Raw genomic sequence first — 17,279 nt, forward strand, 5'->3', positions numbered from 1 at the left:
TGCTGTCGTTAGAAATCCAGGCTCACCCCGACACTGACCCCTTGCTGGGTCAGGTTGTCGTCCTTCCTCAGGTTATACGCCGCCCGCAACGCCAGCTCCTGCGTCAGCTTGTGGCTGACACCCAGGCTCAAGCGATCCGAATTGCTGCGCGGCGTGTACCCGTCCAGCTTGAAGTCGATCCCCTGCACGCTGTTGAGCGCGATGTTGACCTTCTGCGTGTCGTTCTCGAACTCATGCTCATGAACCACTTCCCCAAACACCTGGGTCTGCGGGGTGATGCGGTAGCTGCCTTGCAAGCCGACGCCAAGGCGCTTGGAGTCGCGCTGCTGGTCATCAAAGGTCAGGGCGGTGGAGCGGCTGTCTTTCTCCGAGTAGCCGTTCACTTCAACGCGCGCGTAGTCGGCGCTGATGAAGGGCGACAGGTGCCAGTCGCTGCCGGGCGCAGCGATGTCGTAGCCCACGCGGCCGCTCAAGGCCCAGAGCCAGCCATCGGTGTCACCTTTCTCCGACCCTTCGCTGACGCCCAGGGCGAACTTGCGCTTGAGGTTGTCGAAGTCCAGTTTGCCGCCGGTCAACGCCGCATCGGCCCACCAGTGATTGTGCTGATACTGGGCAAACGCGGTGCCCATGTAGCTGTTGAGCTTGTAATCCGAATCGCTGGCGCCGGCTTCCAGTGTCTGGCGGTACAGGCCTGCGGCGACACCTACGCGCCAGGCTTCGTTGAGTCGGTAGCTGCCGCCGATATTGAGGTTATAACCGCTGCCATCGCCGCTTGCCGAGCTGTTCTGGTCGTCGAAATCCAGCCGTTGGCCACCGGCTGCCACGATCGCTCGCCATTGGCCGACGGCTTGCCAGTGGCCGGTGTCTGCCTGCCATTGATTGCGCAACTCATCCTGATGAGCGCGCAATGTGCCCTGGGCCATTTCCGGCAGCAGCGTGATTTCCCACGGCGCGGCGAGCAGCGAATAGGCGTAGTCGGCGATCAGCTGTTGCCCGGCTATGGTCGGGTGGACCGAGTCGTTATAGATCAGCTTGGTCGGGTCCGGGTTGGTGCCACCGATGCCGTATACCGGATTGGCGGTGCAACTGTTGCCACTGAAGCAGGTGCCCGTGAGGTTTTGCCCGGTGGCGAGGCCGAAGCGGGCCGGATTGGCGAAGGCTTCATTCAACAACAATGGAATGTTCAGAGGGATGACCTGCGCATCGATCTGCGACAGGCGCTGTACCAGGGACTGGTTGAAAACAGCGCTCAGGGCCGACGTCGCTGCCTGCTGCGGCGTGCCGTTGACGGCCGGCGTCAGGCCGATGTCGGGCAACATCCATACCATGATGTAACGCGCACCGGCTTGTTGCAGGGCTTGGGCACTGTCGGCCAATCGCCCGCCGGCGGCGACCGCTTGAGCGGGGCTGAGTACGCGACCCTGGAGGAAATCATTGCCTCCACCGGACAGAAAGTACAGCGCATTCGGATCGGCCAGCCCGCCGTTTGCCGGCAGGTAACCCTGTCGACTGCGCAGCACCGTGCCGCCCCCGGCATTGCCGGGTGGGATCGCAGCGTTGGAGACGTTGGTGATGGAGTCGAGGATATTGTCGGTACGGTAGCCGCCGACCGCCCAGTTGTTTCCGTCCGGCAAGCCCTGGATCGCGCGCACCGGTGAGGTGGAGGCATTCAGGTCGCTTGGCGCTACACCCAGCTTCGCGCCGAGCAGCGTCGAAGAAACCAGACCATAGTCTCCCTGGAACGTCGGCCCGGTACGGTTGGTGAAGCGCAGGGTCGATCCGGCACTGCCGTCGGGAAACTGGCCGGCATCGGCCAGGCTGTCACCGAATACAACCATCGTTGAATAGGGTGACGATGCTGCATGAGCCTGTGCACAAGCCAGGGAAAGCAAGCCGGCGGCCAGGGGCGCGAAGAACGGAGTTCTGAGCATGGAAAATTCCATTGAGTTGTTTTTGTGTCGGAACCGAAACACTAGCAAAGTATCGAGCGTTTTCTATAGCGCAAAACCGAATTTTGCTGTGGGCATCGCCTTGAGCGCAGCCCGTATTTGCGGCGCCATATTGCACCGTTGGCGAGGCTACGTTACTGTGCCTGGACGTATGAATGAGACCCTCCCCGTGTTGATCATCAGCAGACTCTTGATGCGAGTAGTCAAGGCACACGCCCGTTGGCGTTGGCGCGCCTGACATTTTTCTCTGCCGGCCTGGCCGGACCTGTACCGATTTGCCTTCTTCACCCTGTTTGACGCCCCTTGCCACTCACCCGGCAACCGGAACGTGCGTCTGGCAGCGGGCCAAACGCTTTGAAGGCGGTCATTTGAAATCAGTGAATTCAAGAGGTTTGAACCCACATGTTGCTGATGATTGATAACTACGATTCCTTTACCTACAACGTTGTGCAGTACCTGGGCGAGCTGGGTGCCGAGGTCAAGGTGGTGCGCAACGACGAGCTGACAGTCGCCCAGATTGCCGCGCTGAACCCTGAGCGCATCGTGGTATCGCCCGGCCCGTGCACGCCGACCGAAGCGGGCATCTCCCTGGAAACCATCCAGTATTTCGCCGGCAAGCTGCCGATTCTGGGCGTGTGCCTGGGGCACCAGTCCATTGGCCAGGCCTTTGGCGGTGATGTGGTGCGCGCGCGCCAGGTGATGCACGGCAAGACCAGCCCGGTATTTCACAGGGATCTGGGAGTATTCCAGGCCCTGAACAATCCGGTGACCGTGACCCGTTACCATTCCCTGGTGGTCAAGCGCGAAACCCTGCCCGAGTGCCTGGAACTGACGGCCTGGACCCAGCTGGAGGACGGCTCGGTCGACGAGATCATGGGGTTGCGCCACAAGACATTGAATATCGAAGGGGTGCAGTTTCACCCTGAATCGATCCTGACCGAGCAGGGCTACGAGCTGTTCGCCAATTTTCTCAAGCAGAGCGGCGGCACGCGCTAAGGACTTTCCATGGATATCAAGACTGCCCTGGGTCGTATCGTCGGCCACCTGGACCTGAGCACCGCTGAAATGAGCGATGTGATGCGCGAGATCATGACCGGTCAGTGCTCCGACGCACAGATCGGTGCCTTTATGATGGCCATGCGCATGAAGAGCGAAAGCATCGACGAAATCGTTGGCGCCGTGTCGGTGATGCGTGAACTGGCGGACAAGGTCGAACTCAAGACCCTCGACGGCGTGGTCGATGTGGTTGGCACCGGCGGCGACGGTGCGAACATCTTCAACGTATCGACGGCATCCTCGTTCGTGGTCGCGGCAGCGGGTTGCACCGTGGCCAAGCACGGCAACCGCGCGGTGTCCGGCAAAAGTGGCAGCGCCGACCTGCTGGAAGCAGCCGGTATCTACCTGAACCTGACGCCGATCCAGGTGGCGCGCTGCATCGACAGCGTCGGCATTGGCTTCATGTTTGCCCAGTCCCACCACGGCGCGATGAAACACGCCGCCGGCCCGCGCAAGGACCTCGGCCTGCGTACCCTGTTCAATATGCTCGGCCCGCTTACGAATCCGGCCGGTGTGAAACATCAGGTCGTCGGTGTCTTCAGCCAGGCGTTGTGCCGGCCGTTGGCTGAAGTGCTGCAGCGCCTGGGCAGCAAGCATGTGCTGGTGGTGCACTCCAAAGATGGCCTGGATGAATTCAGCCTGGCCGCACCGACCTTCGTGGCAGAGTTGAAGAACGACCAGGTCACTGAATACTGGGTCGAGCCTGAGGACCTGGGCATGAAGAGCCAGAGCCTGCACGGCCTGGCGGTGGAAAGCCCGGCGGCGTCGCTGGAATTGATTCGCGATGCATTGGGGCGACGCAAGACTGAGAACGGTCAAAAAGCCGCGGAAATGATTGTGCTCAATGCTGGCGCGGCACTTTACGCAGCGGACCATGCCTATAGTCTTAAGGAAGGTGTGGCCTTGGCCCACGATGCACTGCACACCGGTCTGGCTCGCGAGAAACTCGAAGAACTCGGAGCATTCACCGCCGTATTCAAGATGGAGAATGAAGCATGAGTGTTCCGACCGTTCTGGAAAAAATCCTGGCGCGCAAGGCTCAAGAAGTTGCCGAGCGCCGTGCCCGTGTGAGTCTGGCTGAATTGGAAACCCAAGCAAAGGCTGCCGATGCACCGCGCGGCTTTGCCAATGCCTTGATTGCCCAGGCCAAGCTCAAGCAGCCGGCTGTGATCGCTGAGATCAAGAAGGCATCCCCGAGCAAAGGCGTTATCCGCGAGCACTTCGTGCCACATGAAATCGCCGTCAGTTATGAAAAGGGTGGGGCGACATGCCTGTCCGTACTGACCGATATCGATTACTTCCAGGGTTCAGACTTATTCCTGCAGCAGGCACGCGCCGCGTGCAAGTTGCCGGTGATCCGCAAGGACTTCATGGTTGATCCCTACCAGATCGTCGAAGCCCGCGCTTTGGGTGCCGACTGTGTGCTGCTGATCGTTTCCGCCCTGGATGACGTGAAGATGGCCGAGCTGGCGGCTGTGGCCAAGGGTGTCGGCCTGGATGTATTGGTCGAAGTGCACGACGGTGATGAGCTGGAACGCGCACTCAACATCCTCGACACCCCGCTGGTGGGGGTCAATAACCGTAACCTGCATACCTTCGACGTCAGTCTGGAAACTACCCTCGATCTGCTGCCGCGTATCCCGCGTGATCGCCTGGTGATCACAGAGAGCGGCATCGTCAACCGCGCCGATGTGGAGCTGATGGAAATCAGCGAAGTGTATTCGTTCCTGGTCGGCGAGACGTTCATGCGCGCTGAGAACCCAGGGGCCGAACTGCAGCGTCTGTTCTTCCCGGAGCGTGGCGTGTCGGTCAGCGGTTCGACCCTGGATTGATTCCAGCGCAGTCGGTATGTTTTTGACATGCAGTAAAAGTGTGGGAGGGGGCTTGTTCCCGATAGCGGTGGTTCAGTTGGCTGATTCGCAGCTGATGCACCGCTATCGGGGGCAAGCCCCCTCCCACATTGGTCTTGTGCTCCTTCAGGTAGGTAAATGTTGATGACCAAGCCGGTTTCAATGACTGTAGAAGCAGGGCTTGCAGCCGAACAAGCGCTGCTGGCCGCCGTTTGTGCGGGAGAGCAGGCATTCGGACTGTTGTTCTGGCAACCCAGCGACCAAGCGTTGGTCATGCCGCGCCGTTTGAGCCGATTACCGGCCTTTGAGGCCGCCAGCCAAGTCTCGGCAGACGCCGGTTGGCCGGTGTTGTTGCGCGAAACCGGCGGTGAGCCGGTACCGCAGTCCGCCGCTACGGTCAATATCGCCCTGGTCTACGCGCCCCCGCACAGTGAAGGTGATCAAGGGCGCATCGAAACCGGCTACCAACGGTTGTGCCAGCCGATTTGTGATGTGTTGATCGAGTTGGGCGGCGACGCATCCGTTGGCGAAATCGACGGCGCGTTCTGCGACGGTCGTTACAACGTCAATCTCAACGGCCGAAAAATGGTCGGCACGGCCCAGCGTTGGCGGCAGAGCGGTGGCCGCCCGGTGGGCTTGGTGCACGGTGCTTTATTGCTGGACAACGATCGCGATGAGTTGATCATGGCGGTCAATCGTTTCAATGAAGCCTGTGGCCTGGAGCAGCGGGTGCGGGCCGAGAGTCATATCGCACTGCACGAGGTCTTCACCGCGCCGGACGCGATCACCCGGCTCGACACCTTGTACCGTCAGATGTTGGCGGGCTTGCTGCCCGGTTAACGGGTTCCGAACACCACCATCGTCTTGCCTTTGACGTGCACCAGGTTGCGCTCTTCCAGATCCTTGAGCACGCGCCCCACCATTTCCCGCGAACAGCCCACGATGCGCCCGATTTCCTGGCGTGTGACTTTGATCTGCATTCCATCGGGGTGGGTCATGGCGTCAGGTTGCTTGCACAGCTCCAGCAGGCAGCGAGCGACACGTCCGGTCACATCGAAGAATGCCAGGTCGCCGACCTTGCGCGTGGTATCCCGCAGGCGTTGGGCAATCTGCCCGCTCAAGGCATACAGAATGCCCGGATCCTGTTGGGCCAGTTCGCGAAATTTCGTGTAGCTGATCTCGGCCACTTCGCATTCCACCTTGGTGCGCACCCAGGCGCTGCGCTGCTGCTCCTTGCCCGCCTGCTCGAACAGTCCCAGTTCGCCAAAGAAATCCCCGGTGTTGAGGTAGGCAATGATCATCTCGCGACCGTCTTCGTCCTCGATCAGGATAGTGACCGAGCCCTTGATAATGAAGAACAGTGTTTCGGAGCGCTCGCCCGCGCAGATGATGTTGTGCTTGGCCGGATGACGCCGGCGCTGGCAATGCATCAGCAGCTTGTCGAGGTTCTTGATCTTGGGTGTGGGAGTAAGAGCAACCATGGTTGTATCCCGAAAGACTGCGCGATGGGGTTGGATTTGTTTTTATCAGCGATGCTGGCATTGATGCACGCTGTACAAAGGATGGCAATGCGCCATTGATTTGGCGCCAGCTTACCAGACACATTCTGACTCGATTAACGTATTTCACCGGCAAACGCGGTTATTGATCATTTTCATGCAGCGCACGGCCGTCCTGAGGCCCTGTGCTAAGCTGGCGACCCTTTTTTAGCAGTGGAGTCTGGGCGATGAAGGCACGCATCCAATGGGCGGGCGAAGCCATGTTCCTCGGTGAGTCGGGCAGCGGCCATGTGGTGGTCATGGACGGCCCGCCGGAAGCCGGTGGCCGCAACCTGGGTGTACGCCCGATGGAAATGCTGCTGCTGGGTGTCGGCGGTTGCAGCAATTTCGACGTGGTGAGTATCCTGAAAAAATCCCGTCAAGCCGTGGAAAGCTGCGAAGCCTTTCTGGAGGCCGAGCGCGCCACTGAAGATCCCAAGGTGTTTACCAGGATCCATATGCATTTTGTGGTCAAGGGTCGGGCGCTGAAGGAGGCGCAGGTCAAGCGTGCCATCGAGCTGTCGGCAGAGAAGTACTGTTCGGCCTCGATCATGCTCGGCGCGGCCGGTGTAGCCATCACCCATGATTACGAAATTATCGAGTTGGGTTGATCGTCGATCGACGGGCAAAAAGAAGGGCGCTTTGATAGCGCCCTTTTTTCTGGATCAGATGAGCGTTCCCAGGCTCTGTGTGGGAACGATCTTCATGCTTCACATTCTGTAGGTGCTTTTGGTCATGACCTTGGCCAGCATGCTCATGCCGAACCTCACTGGCGCAGGGAAGCGAAAGCCGCCGGCATCCAGCGCGCTTTCTGCGTGATGCTCTTCGTCGATGCGCATCTGCTCGAGAATGGCTCGGGATTTTTCGTCCTCCGCCGGCAGTTGTTCAAGGTGTTCGTCCAGGTGCTTGCACACCTGATGCTCAGTGGCCGCGACAAAACCCAGGCTGACCTTGTCACTGATCAGGCCGGCAGCGGCGCCAATCCCGAACGACAAGCCATAAAACAGTGGGTTCAGCACGCTGGGATGACTGCCCAACTGGCGAATGCGTTGTTCGCACCAGGCCAGGTGGTCGATCTCTTCCTCGGCCGCATGCTCCATCGCTGCGCGTATCTGCGGCAATTTGGCGGTCAGGGCCTGGCCCTGATACAACGCCTGGGCACAGACTTCGCCGGTATGGTTGATACGCATCAGGCCGGCCACGTGGCGGGTCTCGCTCTCGCTCATCTGTGCGTCCGGCTGCACGATGGCGGGTGACGGGCGGTACGGTTGGCCGCTGAATGGCAGCAGCGTACGCATGGCCATGTCGGCTTGCAGCAACAGACGGTCAATCGGCGAGTAGTGACGTTGGGTAGTCATGCTGACCTCCGGAAAGAATCTCGGCGGCCAGTTTACCGCAAGAGAGGACGGCGTGTTTGCGCTGAGTCAATTTGCCCCGGTGCACTCAGCCCGGCGGCCAGTTCATCTGGCGCTGACCCAGCACGTGCATATGAATGTGGTACACGGTTTGCCCGCCGTCTTCGTTGCAGTTCATCACCACGCGAAAGCCTTTCTCGCAGCCTTGCTCCACCGCCAGGCGTTGGGCGGTGAACAGAATATGGCCAGCCAGGGCTTTATCGTCCTCGGTCAGGTCGTTGAGGGTGCGAATGGGCTTTTTCGGGATGACCAGAAAATGCACCGGCGCCTGCGGGGCGATATCGTGAAAAGCCAGTATCTGGTCATCTTCATAGATGATGTTCGCAGGTATTTCTCGATTGATGATCTTGGTGAACAGAGTATCCACAGCTGTTTCTCCATGGTGAACGAGAGGGTGAGTGTACTGGGGTGCTCAACGCGGGCAATAGGCTTTATTGATCGCACCGGCAATTTTTCGGGTAAGCCAGCGTGGGCTAAAGCGCGGGCTGAAGGCGAGCCAGCGATTGCGACGCCCCGGAATGATGATCGCCTTGTTCTTCTCCAGCGCACGCACGGTGAAGAGCGCGACTTCTTCTGGGCTCATCAACTGCTGGCTGCGGTCGAGTTTTGCAGTGTCCATTTGCGCGGTGCCGAAGAAAGCGGTGCGCGTGGGCCCTGGGCAGAGCACCGAAACCTTGATGCCACAAGTCTTGAGCTCCTCGCGCAGGCCTTCGGAAAAATGCAGTACATAGGCTTTGCTCGCGTAGTAACTGCTCATCCACGGGCCCGGCTGGAAGGCGGCAATCGAGGCGACGTTGAGAATCTGCCCGCCGCCATGCAGCGCCATGGCATTGCCCAAGGCGTGACACATGCGGGTCAGGGCGAGAATGTTGACTTCGATCAGGTCCTGCTCGGTCATCCAGTCCTGGGCCAGGAACGGCCCACTGGTGCCGATACCGGCGCAGTTGACCAGCAGGTCGATCTGTCGCTCACCCTCTTCGAGTTCCAGCAAAAAGCCCGACAACCGCAGCGGCTCGCCCAGGTCACAGGCACGGAACAGCACCTCGACGCCGAAACGTTGAGTCAGTTCGGTTGCAATGCTTTCCAACTGATCACGCTGGCGGGCCACCAGAATCAAGCTGCGGCCACGTCGAGCCAGGGCCTCGGCCAAGGCCAGGCCGATGCCGCTGGAGGCACCGGTGATCAGAGCGTAACGGGTCATGCCTTTCTCCATCGCAACGCCGCCGGGCCTGTGACACAGGCATCACAGGCGGCGGGCGTTTCTTCACTGTTCTGGAGAGTCTACAGGTTCGGCCGCGTCGTCAGCACTTTGCGCTGCTTCTTCCTCATCGATGACGCTTTGGTCGGCATCTTCATCGGTGGTGATGGAGCTGTTTTCATAGCCGCTGCCCATGTTGGCTTCCAGTTGATCCAGGTAGCCGTTCATGCCCAGGGTTACCACCACGATGAGCATCAATGGGATGAACGCCAGCCACAACGACGCGAGGATTTTAACCGCGGTGGAGTTGCGCGGTGGAGGTGCACCGTACTGGTTGGCGCCGGTGTTGCCCGGCAGTACCAGCAGCAGCAGAGGGAAAACACTGTTCACCAGCGGAACCAGGTTCAGCAGGTACAGCCAGCCAGACCAGCCCAGGTCGTGCAGGCGCTGCACGCCGATCTGCACGCTGACGACCACGAGTGCGACAAACAGCGCGAAGCCCAGCAACGAGCCGAGAATGATCGCGACCGTCGGCGAAGCAGTGGCCACGGCGAAACCCACGGTACTGATGATCCCGCCAGCTACCAGCATCGCGACGGTCAGTGCGAGCGTCCAGGCGAGATAGCGCAGGCGGCCGATACGCCCGTGGATAGTGAAGACCTTGAGCGTGGAGTACTCCGGCAAGTCATCGCCGACGGCGGCGCGTGGTGGTGCATAAGGCGATGCAGCGGAGTTTGAATAGTCCGAGGCAGAGGAGCCTGTTTCGTGGGTTTCGGCAAGGTTGAACGCTACGGGTTGTTCGGCTTCGATGCGCGCGTCGACCCCTGCGTTTTTCAACGCGGTGAGGTAGGTTTCGGCGTCCGGACGCGAGAGGTCGCGTTTGAGCGCGACCGGGCGGCCGGTGAAGAGTTTCTCAATGGCTTCGACGTCGCTCTTGAACAGCTCGGCCAGGTTCAGCTTGGCCGTGGTGCTTTCGACACCCGGGAGCAAGGTTCCATCAAACACGATCTTGAAACGGTTGTCGCTCATGCGGGCATCCTTGGCACTTGTTTCAGGGAGGTTGTGCAGGCCGGCTCACTTGGCAGGCCTGACATCTGGGTCAACGTGGCCAGCGCAATTGTGCTGCGTTTTCGCGTGCCTGGCGGTATTGCGCGCCCAGGCGTGCGACGAGTTCATCCACGCCGGGTAAATCATTGATCTCACCGACGCCTTGGCCGGCAGACCATACAGTCTTCCATGCTTTGGCCTCATCGCTCAACGGTTTGAGCTTGGAGCCGAAGTTGACCTCACCTTTTCCTTGAAGGGCAGCGAGATCAAAGCCGGCATTTTCCAGGCTCTGGCGCATGAAGCTTGCAGGCACGCCGGAAACAGCCGGAGTGTGCACGATGTCGGCGGCGCGCGCTGTGAGCAGCATCTCTTTATACGCATCCGGTGCATGGCTTTCGGTGGTACCGATAAAGCGTGTGCCGAGATACGCCAGGTCCGCGCCGAGCAGTTGCGCGGCGAGAATTTCCCGACCGTGGTTGAGACAGCCGGCGAGCAGCAGGGTTTTGTCGAAGAACTGGCGTATCTCGGCAATCAGCGCAAAGGGACTCCAGGTGCCGGCGTGACCCCCTGCGCCGGCGGCGACCGCGATCAACCCATCGACGCCCGCTTCAGCGGCTTTTTCGGCATGACGACGGGTGGTTACATCGTGAAACACCAGGCCGCCGTAGCTATGCACGGCATCGACCAACTCCTTCACGGCACCTAGGCTGGTGATGACGATGGGCACTTTGTGCTCGACGCAGATGGCCAGGTCGGCTTCCAGTCGTGGGTTGCTGTTGTGCACGATCAGGTTGACGGCATAAGGGGCGGGATTATCCAACTGCGCCAGGCCTGCTTCGATTTCCTCCAGCCAGGCCTTGAAGCCGCTGCTTTCGCGCTGGTTGAGTGCCGGGAAGCTGCCGACCACCCCGTTGCGGCAGCAGGCCAGCACCAGTTGCGGGTTGGAGATCAGGAACATTGGCGCAGCCACCACGGGCAGGCGCAGACGTTGTTCAAGCAGGGCGGGCAGCGACATTGAAGGTTCCCCCGAGTAATTGAAGTTAAAACGGTTTGACCACGACCAGAATTACGATTGCCAGCAATATCAGAACCGGTACTTCATTGAACCAGCGATAAAAGACATGGCTGCGGCTGTTCTCGCCACGGGCGAAGCGTTTTACCTGCGCACCGCACATGTGGTGGTAACCGATCAGCAGAACCACCAGAGTGAGCTTGGCGTGAATCCACGCGCCTGATTGGAACATGCCGGGGTTGAGTATCAGCAACCAGATGCCGAAGACCAGTGTGGCAACCATCGCCGGGCCCATAATGCCGCGGTACAGCTTGCGCTCCATGACACTGAAGCGCTCCTTGCTGACGGTGTCTTCGCTTTGGGCGTGGTAGACAAACAGGCGTGGCAGGTAGAACAGCCCGGCAAACCAGCAGACGATGCTGACGATATGGAAGGCTTTGACCCATAAATAAAGCATTTTTAGTTATTCCCAGGTTCACGGTAGCGAAGATAGTAGTAGCTCAGGCGCCCGTACGTCACGTTGGCGGTTGTCGCAGGACGATGCGGCCCCTATTATCGACGGCTTTCCAGTGGGTTCGTTGAGGGCAGGTTTATGGTCAAGGTCGGTATCGTCGGCGGCACGGGTTACACCGGTGTCGAATTGCTGCGTCTGTTGGCTCAGCATCCGCAGGCTGAGGTGGTGGTCATCACTTCACGCTCCGAAGCGGGCCTGGCCGTGGCCGATATGTACCCGAACCTGCGAGGCCATTACGACGGCCTGGCCTTCAGCGTGCCGGACATCAAGACCTTGGGTGCCTGTGATGTGGTGTTCTTCGCCACGCCTCACGGGGTGGCGCACGCACTGGCCGGTGAACTGCTGGCGGCGGGCACCAAGGTGATCGATCTGTCCGCGGACTTCCGCCTGCAGGATGCCGATGAGTGGGCCAAATGGTACGGCCAGCCTCACGGCGCGCCAGAGTTGCTGGAAGAAGCGGTGTACGGCTTGCCGGAAGTCAATCGTGAGCAGATCAGGCAGGCACGCCTGATTGCGGTGCCAGGTTGCTATCCGACGGCGACTCAGTTGGGTTTCCTGCCGTTGCTGGAAGCAGGCCTGGCGGACCCCTCGCGTTTGATCGCGGACTGCAAGTCGGGTGTCAGCGGTGCCGGTCGTGGTGCCGCGGTAGGTTCGCTGTATTCCGAGACGGCGGAGAGCATGAAGGCCTATGCGGTCAAAGGGCATCGTCATTTGCCTGAGATCCGTCAGGGGCTGCGCCGCGCTGCGGGTAAGGACGTGGGCCTGACCTTCGTCCCGCACCTGACGCCGATGATCCGTGGGATTCACTCCACGTTGTACGCAACGGTTGTCGACCGTTCGGTGGATCTGCAGGCATTGTTCGAAAAGCGTTATGCCAATGAGCCGTTCGTCGACGTGATGCCAGCAGGCAGCCATCCGGAAACTCGTAGCGTGCGGGGTGCCAACGTCTGCCGGATCGCGGTGCATCGCCCGCAGGATGGCGACCTGGTCGTGGTGCTGTCGGTGATCGATAACCTGGTCAAGGGCGCCTCGGGCCAGGCGGTGCAGAATATGAACATTCTGTTTGGCCTGGATGAGCAGCTCGGCCTGTCCCACGCAGGTATGCTGCCTTAAAAGCAGCTGCAAGCTTCAAGTTGTCAGCGGCAAGCTTGTAGCTAAAGGCTTGAAGCTTGCCGCTGCCCCGCATAATAGTTGACCGCTTTTCTAGGAGAAGCGGATAATGCTCGCCATTACGCATATGACGGCGCTACGCCGGGAGATTATCAGCATGAGCGTTGAATCCTTCACCCCCACGGCTTTGCAATTCACCCACGGTGCTGCGCACAAGGTGAAGAGCCTGGTCGATGAAGAGGGTAATGATCGCTTGAAGCTGCGCGTATTCGTTACGGGCGGCGGTTGTTCAGGGTTTCAGTACGGTTTTACCTTCGATGAAGATGTGGCCGATGATGACACCATCGTTGAGCGCGAGGGCGTGAGCCTGGTGGTGGACCCGATGAGTTTCCAGTACCTGGCGGGTGCTGAAGTGGATTATCAGGAAGGGCTGGAAGGGTCGCGTTTCGTGATCAAGAACCCCAACGCCACGACTACCTGTGGCTGCGGGTCTTCGTTCTCGATCTGACCGAACGCCTGGTCTGCACGATAAAAAAACGCCGCTTGGCTTTGATCGGCCAAGCGGCGTTGTGCTGTCTGGGGATCAGGCGGGGTAGATCGCGCCCAGCACGCGCAGCCCGCGAGCACCGGTGACGCTCGGGCGGTTCGCGGCGATGCCTTCCAGGCAGCAATGGGCCAGCCAGGCGAAGGCCATGGCTTCCACCCAGTCCGGGTCTACGCCATAGCTTGCTGTGCTACTGACCTGGGTGGACGGTAGCAGTGCAGCCAGTCGATTCATCAGCGTCCCGTTATGAGCGCCACCGCCGCAGACCAGCAGGGTTTCGGTCTGGTGTTGAGCGCTTTGCAGGGACTCGACGATGGTCAGGGCGGTCAGCTCCAGCAATGTGGCTTGCACATCCTGAGGAAGAATCGCTGGCTGCCCGTTGAGGTGGTGCTGCAGCCAACCCAGGTTGAAAACTTCTCGTCCGGTACTCTTCGGGCCTTTGGTCGCGAAAAATGGATCGCCGAGCAGCGTGTTGAGTAACTGCGGCTGAACCTTGCCGCTGGCTGCCCATTGCCCGTCACGATCAAAGTGCTCGCCTCGTTCATGGTTAATCCATGCGTCCAGCAAGACATTACCCGGGCCGCAGTCAAAGCCGGATACAGGGTTGCCGGTTTCTATCAGGCTCAGATTGCTGAAACCGCCGACATTCAACACGGCACGCTTGCCAGTACGTTCACCGAACAGCGCCTCGTGAAAAGCGGGTACCAAAGGCGCGCCCTGGCCGCCTGCGGCTACGTCGCGGCTGCGGAAGTCGCTGACCACAGTGATGCCCGTCAGCTCGGCGAGCAGTGCCGGATTGCCGATCTGTACCGTAAAGCCCCGGGCGGGCTCATGGCGGATGGTCTGCCCATGGCTGCCAATCGCACGGATATCGTGGGGGGTGAGGTTTTGCTGATCCAGCAAGGCGTGGATGCCTTGAGCGGCGAGCGTCACCCAGGACTGCTGGGCGATTGCCGAGCGGGCTATCTCATCCGGGCCGCTGGCGCACAGGCCAAGCAGCTCGGCGCCTAGGGTGGCAGGCATAGGAATGTAGTGGGTGGCAATCAAAATGGGCGCCGAATCCTGTTCGATGAGGGCGATATCCAGGCCATCGAGGCTGGTCCCGGACATCACACCTATATAGCGCGGCATACCTTAACGCTTCGCCGAAGCCAGCAGGGTCGAGCGTTCCTGATCCATGCGGGCCATCAGTGGTTGGCTTTGCTGCATGAAGCGCGCGCGCTCTGCCTTGGCGATCGGGTCGGCCATTGGCAGCTTCTGGCCCAGCGGATCAACGTGTACACCGTTGACCTGGAACTCATAGTGCAAGTGCGGCCCGGTGGACAGGCCAGTCGTGCCGATATAACCGATCACTTGGCCCTGCTTCACGTTTCCACCGGTTTTCACGCCCTTGGCGAACCCTTGCATGTGCCCATACAGCGTGCGGTAGGTATTGCCGTGCTGAATGATCACCGTATTACCGTAACCACCGCGACGCCCGGCCAACAGAACCTTGCCGTCGCCGGCTGCCTTGATTGGCGTGCCACGCGGAGCGGCATAGTCGACACCTTTGTGGGCGCGAATTTTGTTCAGAATTGGATGCTTGCGACCCATCGAGAAACGCGAGCTAATACGAGCGAAGTCCACCGGTGTGCGGATGAACGCCTTGCGCATGCTATTGCCGTCAGCCGTGTAGTAGCTGCTGTTGCCCTGTTTGTTGGTGTAGCGCACTGCGGTGTAAGTCTTGCCACGGTTTGTGAAGCGCGCAGAGAGAATGTTGCCGGTGCCGACTACTTTGCCATTGGCAACTTTCTGCTCGTAGATCACATCGAATTCGTCACCCTGGCGTATGTCCTGGGCGAAGTCGATGTCGTAGCCAAACACGCTGGCCATGTCCATGGTCATGCTGTGGGACAGGCCCGCACGGGCGGCGGATTGCGACAGCGAGCTATTGATTACGCCATGTACGTAGGCGGAGCGCATGACCGGCTTGGTGGTGATGCGATTGAAGGCAAACCCTTTGGCGCCCTTGCTCAGGCTGATGCTTTCCAGGTCGCTGATAGTGGTGTGCAGGTTATTCAGTTGGCCGTCGGGCGTCAGTTCGAATTCAAGCTTCTGGCCATGTTTGAGCTGGGTGAATTGCCTGGCTTGCTTATCGGTGGCGAGGACGTCATTGACAGTGGCGGCAGGCAAACCGACCTTTTCGAACAGTGTTGACAGTGTGTCACCTTTGCTCACGATCACTTCGCGATGCTGAGCGTTCTTGGTCGCGACGGTCGCGGGCTTGTCCTGAGCGGCGTTCTGAGTCTCTTCCGGAGTGTTTTCAATCTGCGCGAACGGAGACTCGGAAGGGGTACTTGTGGCTTGTTGCGCGTCGGAAGCGTCTTGATCTTGTGTCAGTTGCTCAACGGGGCTTTCCAGGTCAAGGCTTAGGGATGTTCGTTTGGCTTCTACGTCACTGGAAGGGAATACCAGGAGTGCCAGGCTGAGAAGGGCGGCGATACCACTTGCGGCGAGCAGGTGGGTCTTCGGGTAAAGCGGTGGCGCTTTAGACGGTTCAGTGGTCATAAGTATTTTGACTTTGAAGATGAAATGGAAAAGATGAATGACATGATGAAGATGAAATAACTGTATAAAATATAACCAAATCATCTGTGGCGCAAGCTCGCGAACGCTGGGCTTGCTCAATGGTGTCCGTGCGCAGGGCAAAACTTGTAATTAGTCCCTGATCTTGTATGGTTGGTTCCCTTTTGAATCTGAGCCTTGCGGGTCTGTTATGAAGTCGGTTGAAGAGCAGCTAGCGCTGATAAAACGTGGTGCGGAAGAACTGTTGGTCGAGGCCGAGCTGATAGAAAAGCTCAAGCGTGGCCAGCCCCTGCGTATCAAGGCAGGCTTTGACCCTACCGCGCCGGACCTGCACCTTGGTCACACCGTGCTTATTAATAAGCTGCGTCAGTTCCAAGAGCTGGGGCATCAGGTCATATTCCTTATCGGTGACTTCACCGGGATGATCGGCGACCCGAGCGGCAAGAGCGCAACGCGCCCGCCGCTGACACGCGAGCAGGTTCTCGACAATGCCGAAACCTACAAGACTCAGGTGTTCAAAATCCTTGATCCTGCCAAAACCGAGGTGGCCTTCAACTCCACTTGGATGGACCAGATGGGGCCGGCTGATTTCATTCGCCTGACGTCGCAGTACACCGTCGCGCGCATGCTTGAACGTGATGACTTCGACAAGCGCTACTCCACCAATCAGCCGATTGCGATCCATGAGTTTCTTTACCCGTTGGTTCAGGGGTATGACTCGGTGGCTTTGCGTGCGGATGTTGAGCTGGGCGGGACGGATCAGAAGTTCAACCTGCTGATGGGGCGTGAGCTGCAGCGTGCATATGGTCAGGAAGCGCAGTGCATTTTGACCATGCCGTTGCTGGAGGGGTTGGACGGCGTCAAGAAGATGTCCAAGTCGCTGGGTAACTATGTGGGTATCCAGGAAGCGCCGGGCGTGATGTACGGCAAGCTGGTTTCCATTCCGGATTCGTTGATGTGGCGTTACTTCGAATTGTTGAGCTTTCGCTCAATGGATGAGATCAATGCGTTGCGTGCTGATGTGGAAGCGGGTGCCAACCCGCGTGATGTGAAGATCAAGCTGGCCGAAGAGATCGTGGCACGCTTTCATGGTGAAGAGGCTGCGGCCAACGCTCACCGTGCTGCGGGCAATCGCATGAAGGATGGCGAGTTGCCGGACGACCTGCCGGAGATCGAATTGACTGCGGCTGAGGCGATGCCGATCGCGGCTGTCCTTAATAAGGCGGGGTTGGTGAAGAACTCTGCGGTGGCGCGTGACCTGCTCGGTTCGGGTGGTGTGCGTATAGATGGTGAGGTGGTTGATCGCACCTTTATATACGAGCTGGGCGCTACTCACGTTTGTCAGGCTGGAAAGAAGGCATTTGCGCGTATTACGCTCAAATCCGAATAAGTCTTCGATTAGGGGTTGACGGCGAATTATATCTCTCTATAATTCGCCCCACTTCCGGCGCAGTCGAAACGGAAAACTCCTTGGTAAACAA

At 59.4% G+C, this 17,279-nt stretch carries 18 protein-coding genes; 8 read left to right on the forward strand and 10 right to left on the reverse strand.

The window, feature by feature from the left end; translation table 11 throughout:
• Positions 1–8 precede the first annotated feature (8 nt).
• Entirely contained in the window at positions 9–1,931 is a 1,923-nt protein-coding gene (estP, locus tag CIB54_RS12260; protein ID WP_101219911.1) for an esterase EstP, read from the reverse strand.
• Positions 1,932–2,351: 420 nt separating this feature from the next.
• Here estP and CIB54_RS12270 point away from each other — a divergent pair, with 420 nt between their 5' ends.
• The 4 genes from CIB54_RS12270 to CIB54_RS12285 all read left to right on the forward strand — a co-directional run bounded on the left by CIB54_RS12270 (position 2,352) and on the right by CIB54_RS12285 (position 5,695).
• Entirely contained in the window at positions 2,352–2,945 is a 594-nt protein-coding gene (locus tag CIB54_RS12270) for an aminodeoxychorismate/anthranilate synthase component II (RefSeq protein WP_101219912.1), read from the forward strand.
• A 9-nt stretch (positions 2,946–2,954) separates the two neighbouring features.
• Positions 2,955–4,004 (forward strand): anthranilate phosphoribosyltransferase, encoded by a 1,050-nt coding sequence (gene trpD / locus CIB54_RS12275; protein WP_101219913.1) that lies wholly within the window; start codon positions 2,955–2,957, stop codon positions 4,002–4,004.
• The gene (gene trpC, locus CIB54_RS12280; RefSeq protein ID WP_101219914.1) at positions 4,001–4,837 is read left to right on the forward strand and encodes an indole-3-glycerol phosphate synthase TrpC; all 837 of its coding nucleotides are present in this window, start codon (positions 4,001–4,003) and stop codon (positions 4,835–4,837) included. The genes trpD and trpC overlap by 4 nt, the downstream gene beginning before the upstream one ends.
• 162 nt (positions 4,838–4,999) lie before the next feature.
• Positions 5,000–5,695, forward strand: a complete 696-nt coding sequence (locus CIB54_RS12285; RefSeq protein ID WP_101219923.1) for a lipoate--protein ligase family protein — start codon at positions 5,000–5,002, stop codon at positions 5,693–5,695.
• On the opposite strand, the gene crp is transcribed toward CIB54_RS12285, so the two are convergent.
• Positions 5,692–6,336 carry a cAMP-activated global transcriptional regulator CRP gene (gene crp, locus CIB54_RS12290; protein ID WP_101219915.1) on the reverse strand — a complete coding sequence of 215 codons (645 nt, stop codon included), beginning with the start codon at positions 6,334–6,336 and terminating at the stop codon, positions 5,692–5,694. The two genes, CIB54_RS12285 and crp, sit on opposite strands and share 4 nt — an antisense overlap.
• A gap of 245 nt (positions 6,337–6,581) precedes the next feature.
• Here crp and CIB54_RS12295 point away from each other — a divergent pair, with 245 nt between their 5' ends.
• Positions 6,582–7,004: an OsmC family protein gene (locus CIB54_RS12295; protein ID WP_003210947.1), complete on the forward strand. Its 423-nt coding sequence runs from the start codon at positions 6,582–6,584 to the stop codon at positions 7,002–7,004.
• Positions 7,005–7,103: 99 nt separating this feature from the next.
• On the opposite strand, the gene coq7 is transcribed toward CIB54_RS12295, so the two are convergent.
• The 6 genes from coq7 to hemJ form a co-directional block, all read right to left on the reverse strand.
• Complete coding sequence (gene coq7, locus CIB54_RS12300; protein ID WP_065950895.1) at positions 7,104–7,751, reverse strand: 2-polyprenyl-3-methyl-6-methoxy-1,4-benzoquinone monooxygenase; 648 nt, start codon at positions 7,749–7,751, stop codon at positions 7,104–7,106.
• Between the two features lie 85 nt (positions 7,752–7,836).
• Positions 7,837–8,175, reverse strand: a complete 339-nt coding sequence (locus CIB54_RS12305; protein ID WP_101219916.1) for a histidine triad nucleotide-binding protein — start codon at positions 8,173–8,175, stop codon at positions 7,837–7,839.
• Positions 8,176–8,220: 45 nt separating this feature from the next.
• On the reverse strand, positions 8,221–9,009 hold the full coding sequence (locus tag CIB54_RS12310; protein WP_065950894.1) for an SDR family NAD(P)-dependent oxidoreductase: 789 nt from the start codon (positions 9,007–9,009) through the stop codon (positions 8,221–8,223).
• A 63-nt stretch (positions 9,010–9,072) separates the two neighbouring features.
• Entirely contained in the window at positions 9,073–10,035 is a 963-nt protein-coding gene (locus CIB54_RS12315; protein WP_101219917.1) for a DUF805 domain-containing protein, read from the reverse strand.
• Between the two features lie 70 nt (positions 10,036–10,105).
• A complete protein-coding gene (locus CIB54_RS12320; RefSeq protein ID WP_065950892.1) occupies positions 10,106–11,068 on the reverse strand; it encodes an NAD(P)H-dependent flavin oxidoreductase in 963 nt (320 codons plus the stop codon).
• 25 nt (positions 11,069–11,093) lie between these two features.
• Entirely contained in the window at positions 11,094–11,522 is a 429-nt protein-coding gene (hemJ, locus tag CIB54_RS12325; protein ID WP_065950891.1) for a protoporphyrinogen oxidase HemJ, read from the reverse strand.
• A 135-nt stretch (positions 11,523–11,657) separates the two neighbouring features.
• Between hemJ and argC the strand changes: the two genes are divergently transcribed.
• Positions 11,658–12,692, forward strand: a complete 1,035-nt coding sequence (gene argC / locus CIB54_RS12330; protein WP_101219918.1) for an N-acetyl-gamma-glutamyl-phosphate reductase — start codon at positions 11,658–11,660, stop codon at positions 12,690–12,692.
• Between the two features lie 154 nt (positions 12,693–12,846).
• Positions 12,847–13,197, forward strand: a complete 351-nt coding sequence (gene erpA / locus CIB54_RS12335) for an iron-sulfur cluster insertion protein ErpA (RefSeq protein WP_003176443.1) — start codon at positions 12,847–12,849, stop codon at positions 13,195–13,197.
• Between the two features lie 75 nt (positions 13,198–13,272).
• On the opposite strand, the gene CIB54_RS12340 is transcribed toward erpA, so the two are convergent.
• Both CIB54_RS12340 and CIB54_RS12345 read right to left on the reverse strand, forming a co-directional pair.
• Positions 13,273–14,364, reverse strand: a complete 1,092-nt coding sequence (locus CIB54_RS12340) for an anhydro-N-acetylmuramic acid kinase (RefSeq protein WP_101219919.1) — start codon at positions 14,362–14,364, stop codon at positions 13,273–13,275.
• Positions 14,365–14,367: 3 nt separating this feature from the next.
• Positions 14,368–15,780: a peptidoglycan DD-metalloendopeptidase family protein gene (locus tag CIB54_RS12345; RefSeq protein ID WP_065950888.1), complete on the reverse strand. Its 1,413-nt coding sequence runs from the start codon at positions 15,778–15,780 to the stop codon at positions 14,368–14,370.
• A 208-nt stretch (positions 15,781–15,988) separates the two neighbouring features.
• Here CIB54_RS12345 and tyrS point away from each other — a divergent pair, with 208 nt between their 5' ends.
• Positions 15,989–17,188 (forward strand): tyrosine--tRNA ligase, encoded by a 1,200-nt coding sequence (tyrS, locus tag CIB54_RS12355; protein ID WP_065950887.1) that lies wholly within the window; start codon positions 15,989–15,991, stop codon positions 17,186–17,188.
• Positions 17,189–17,279 lie beyond the last annotated feature (91 nt).

The sequence above is a fragment of the Pseudomonas fluorescens genome (assembly GCF_002837185.1).
GTDB lineage: Bacteria > Pseudomonadota > Gammaproteobacteria > Pseudomonadales > Pseudomonadaceae > Aquipseudomonas > Aquipseudomonas fluorescens_AM.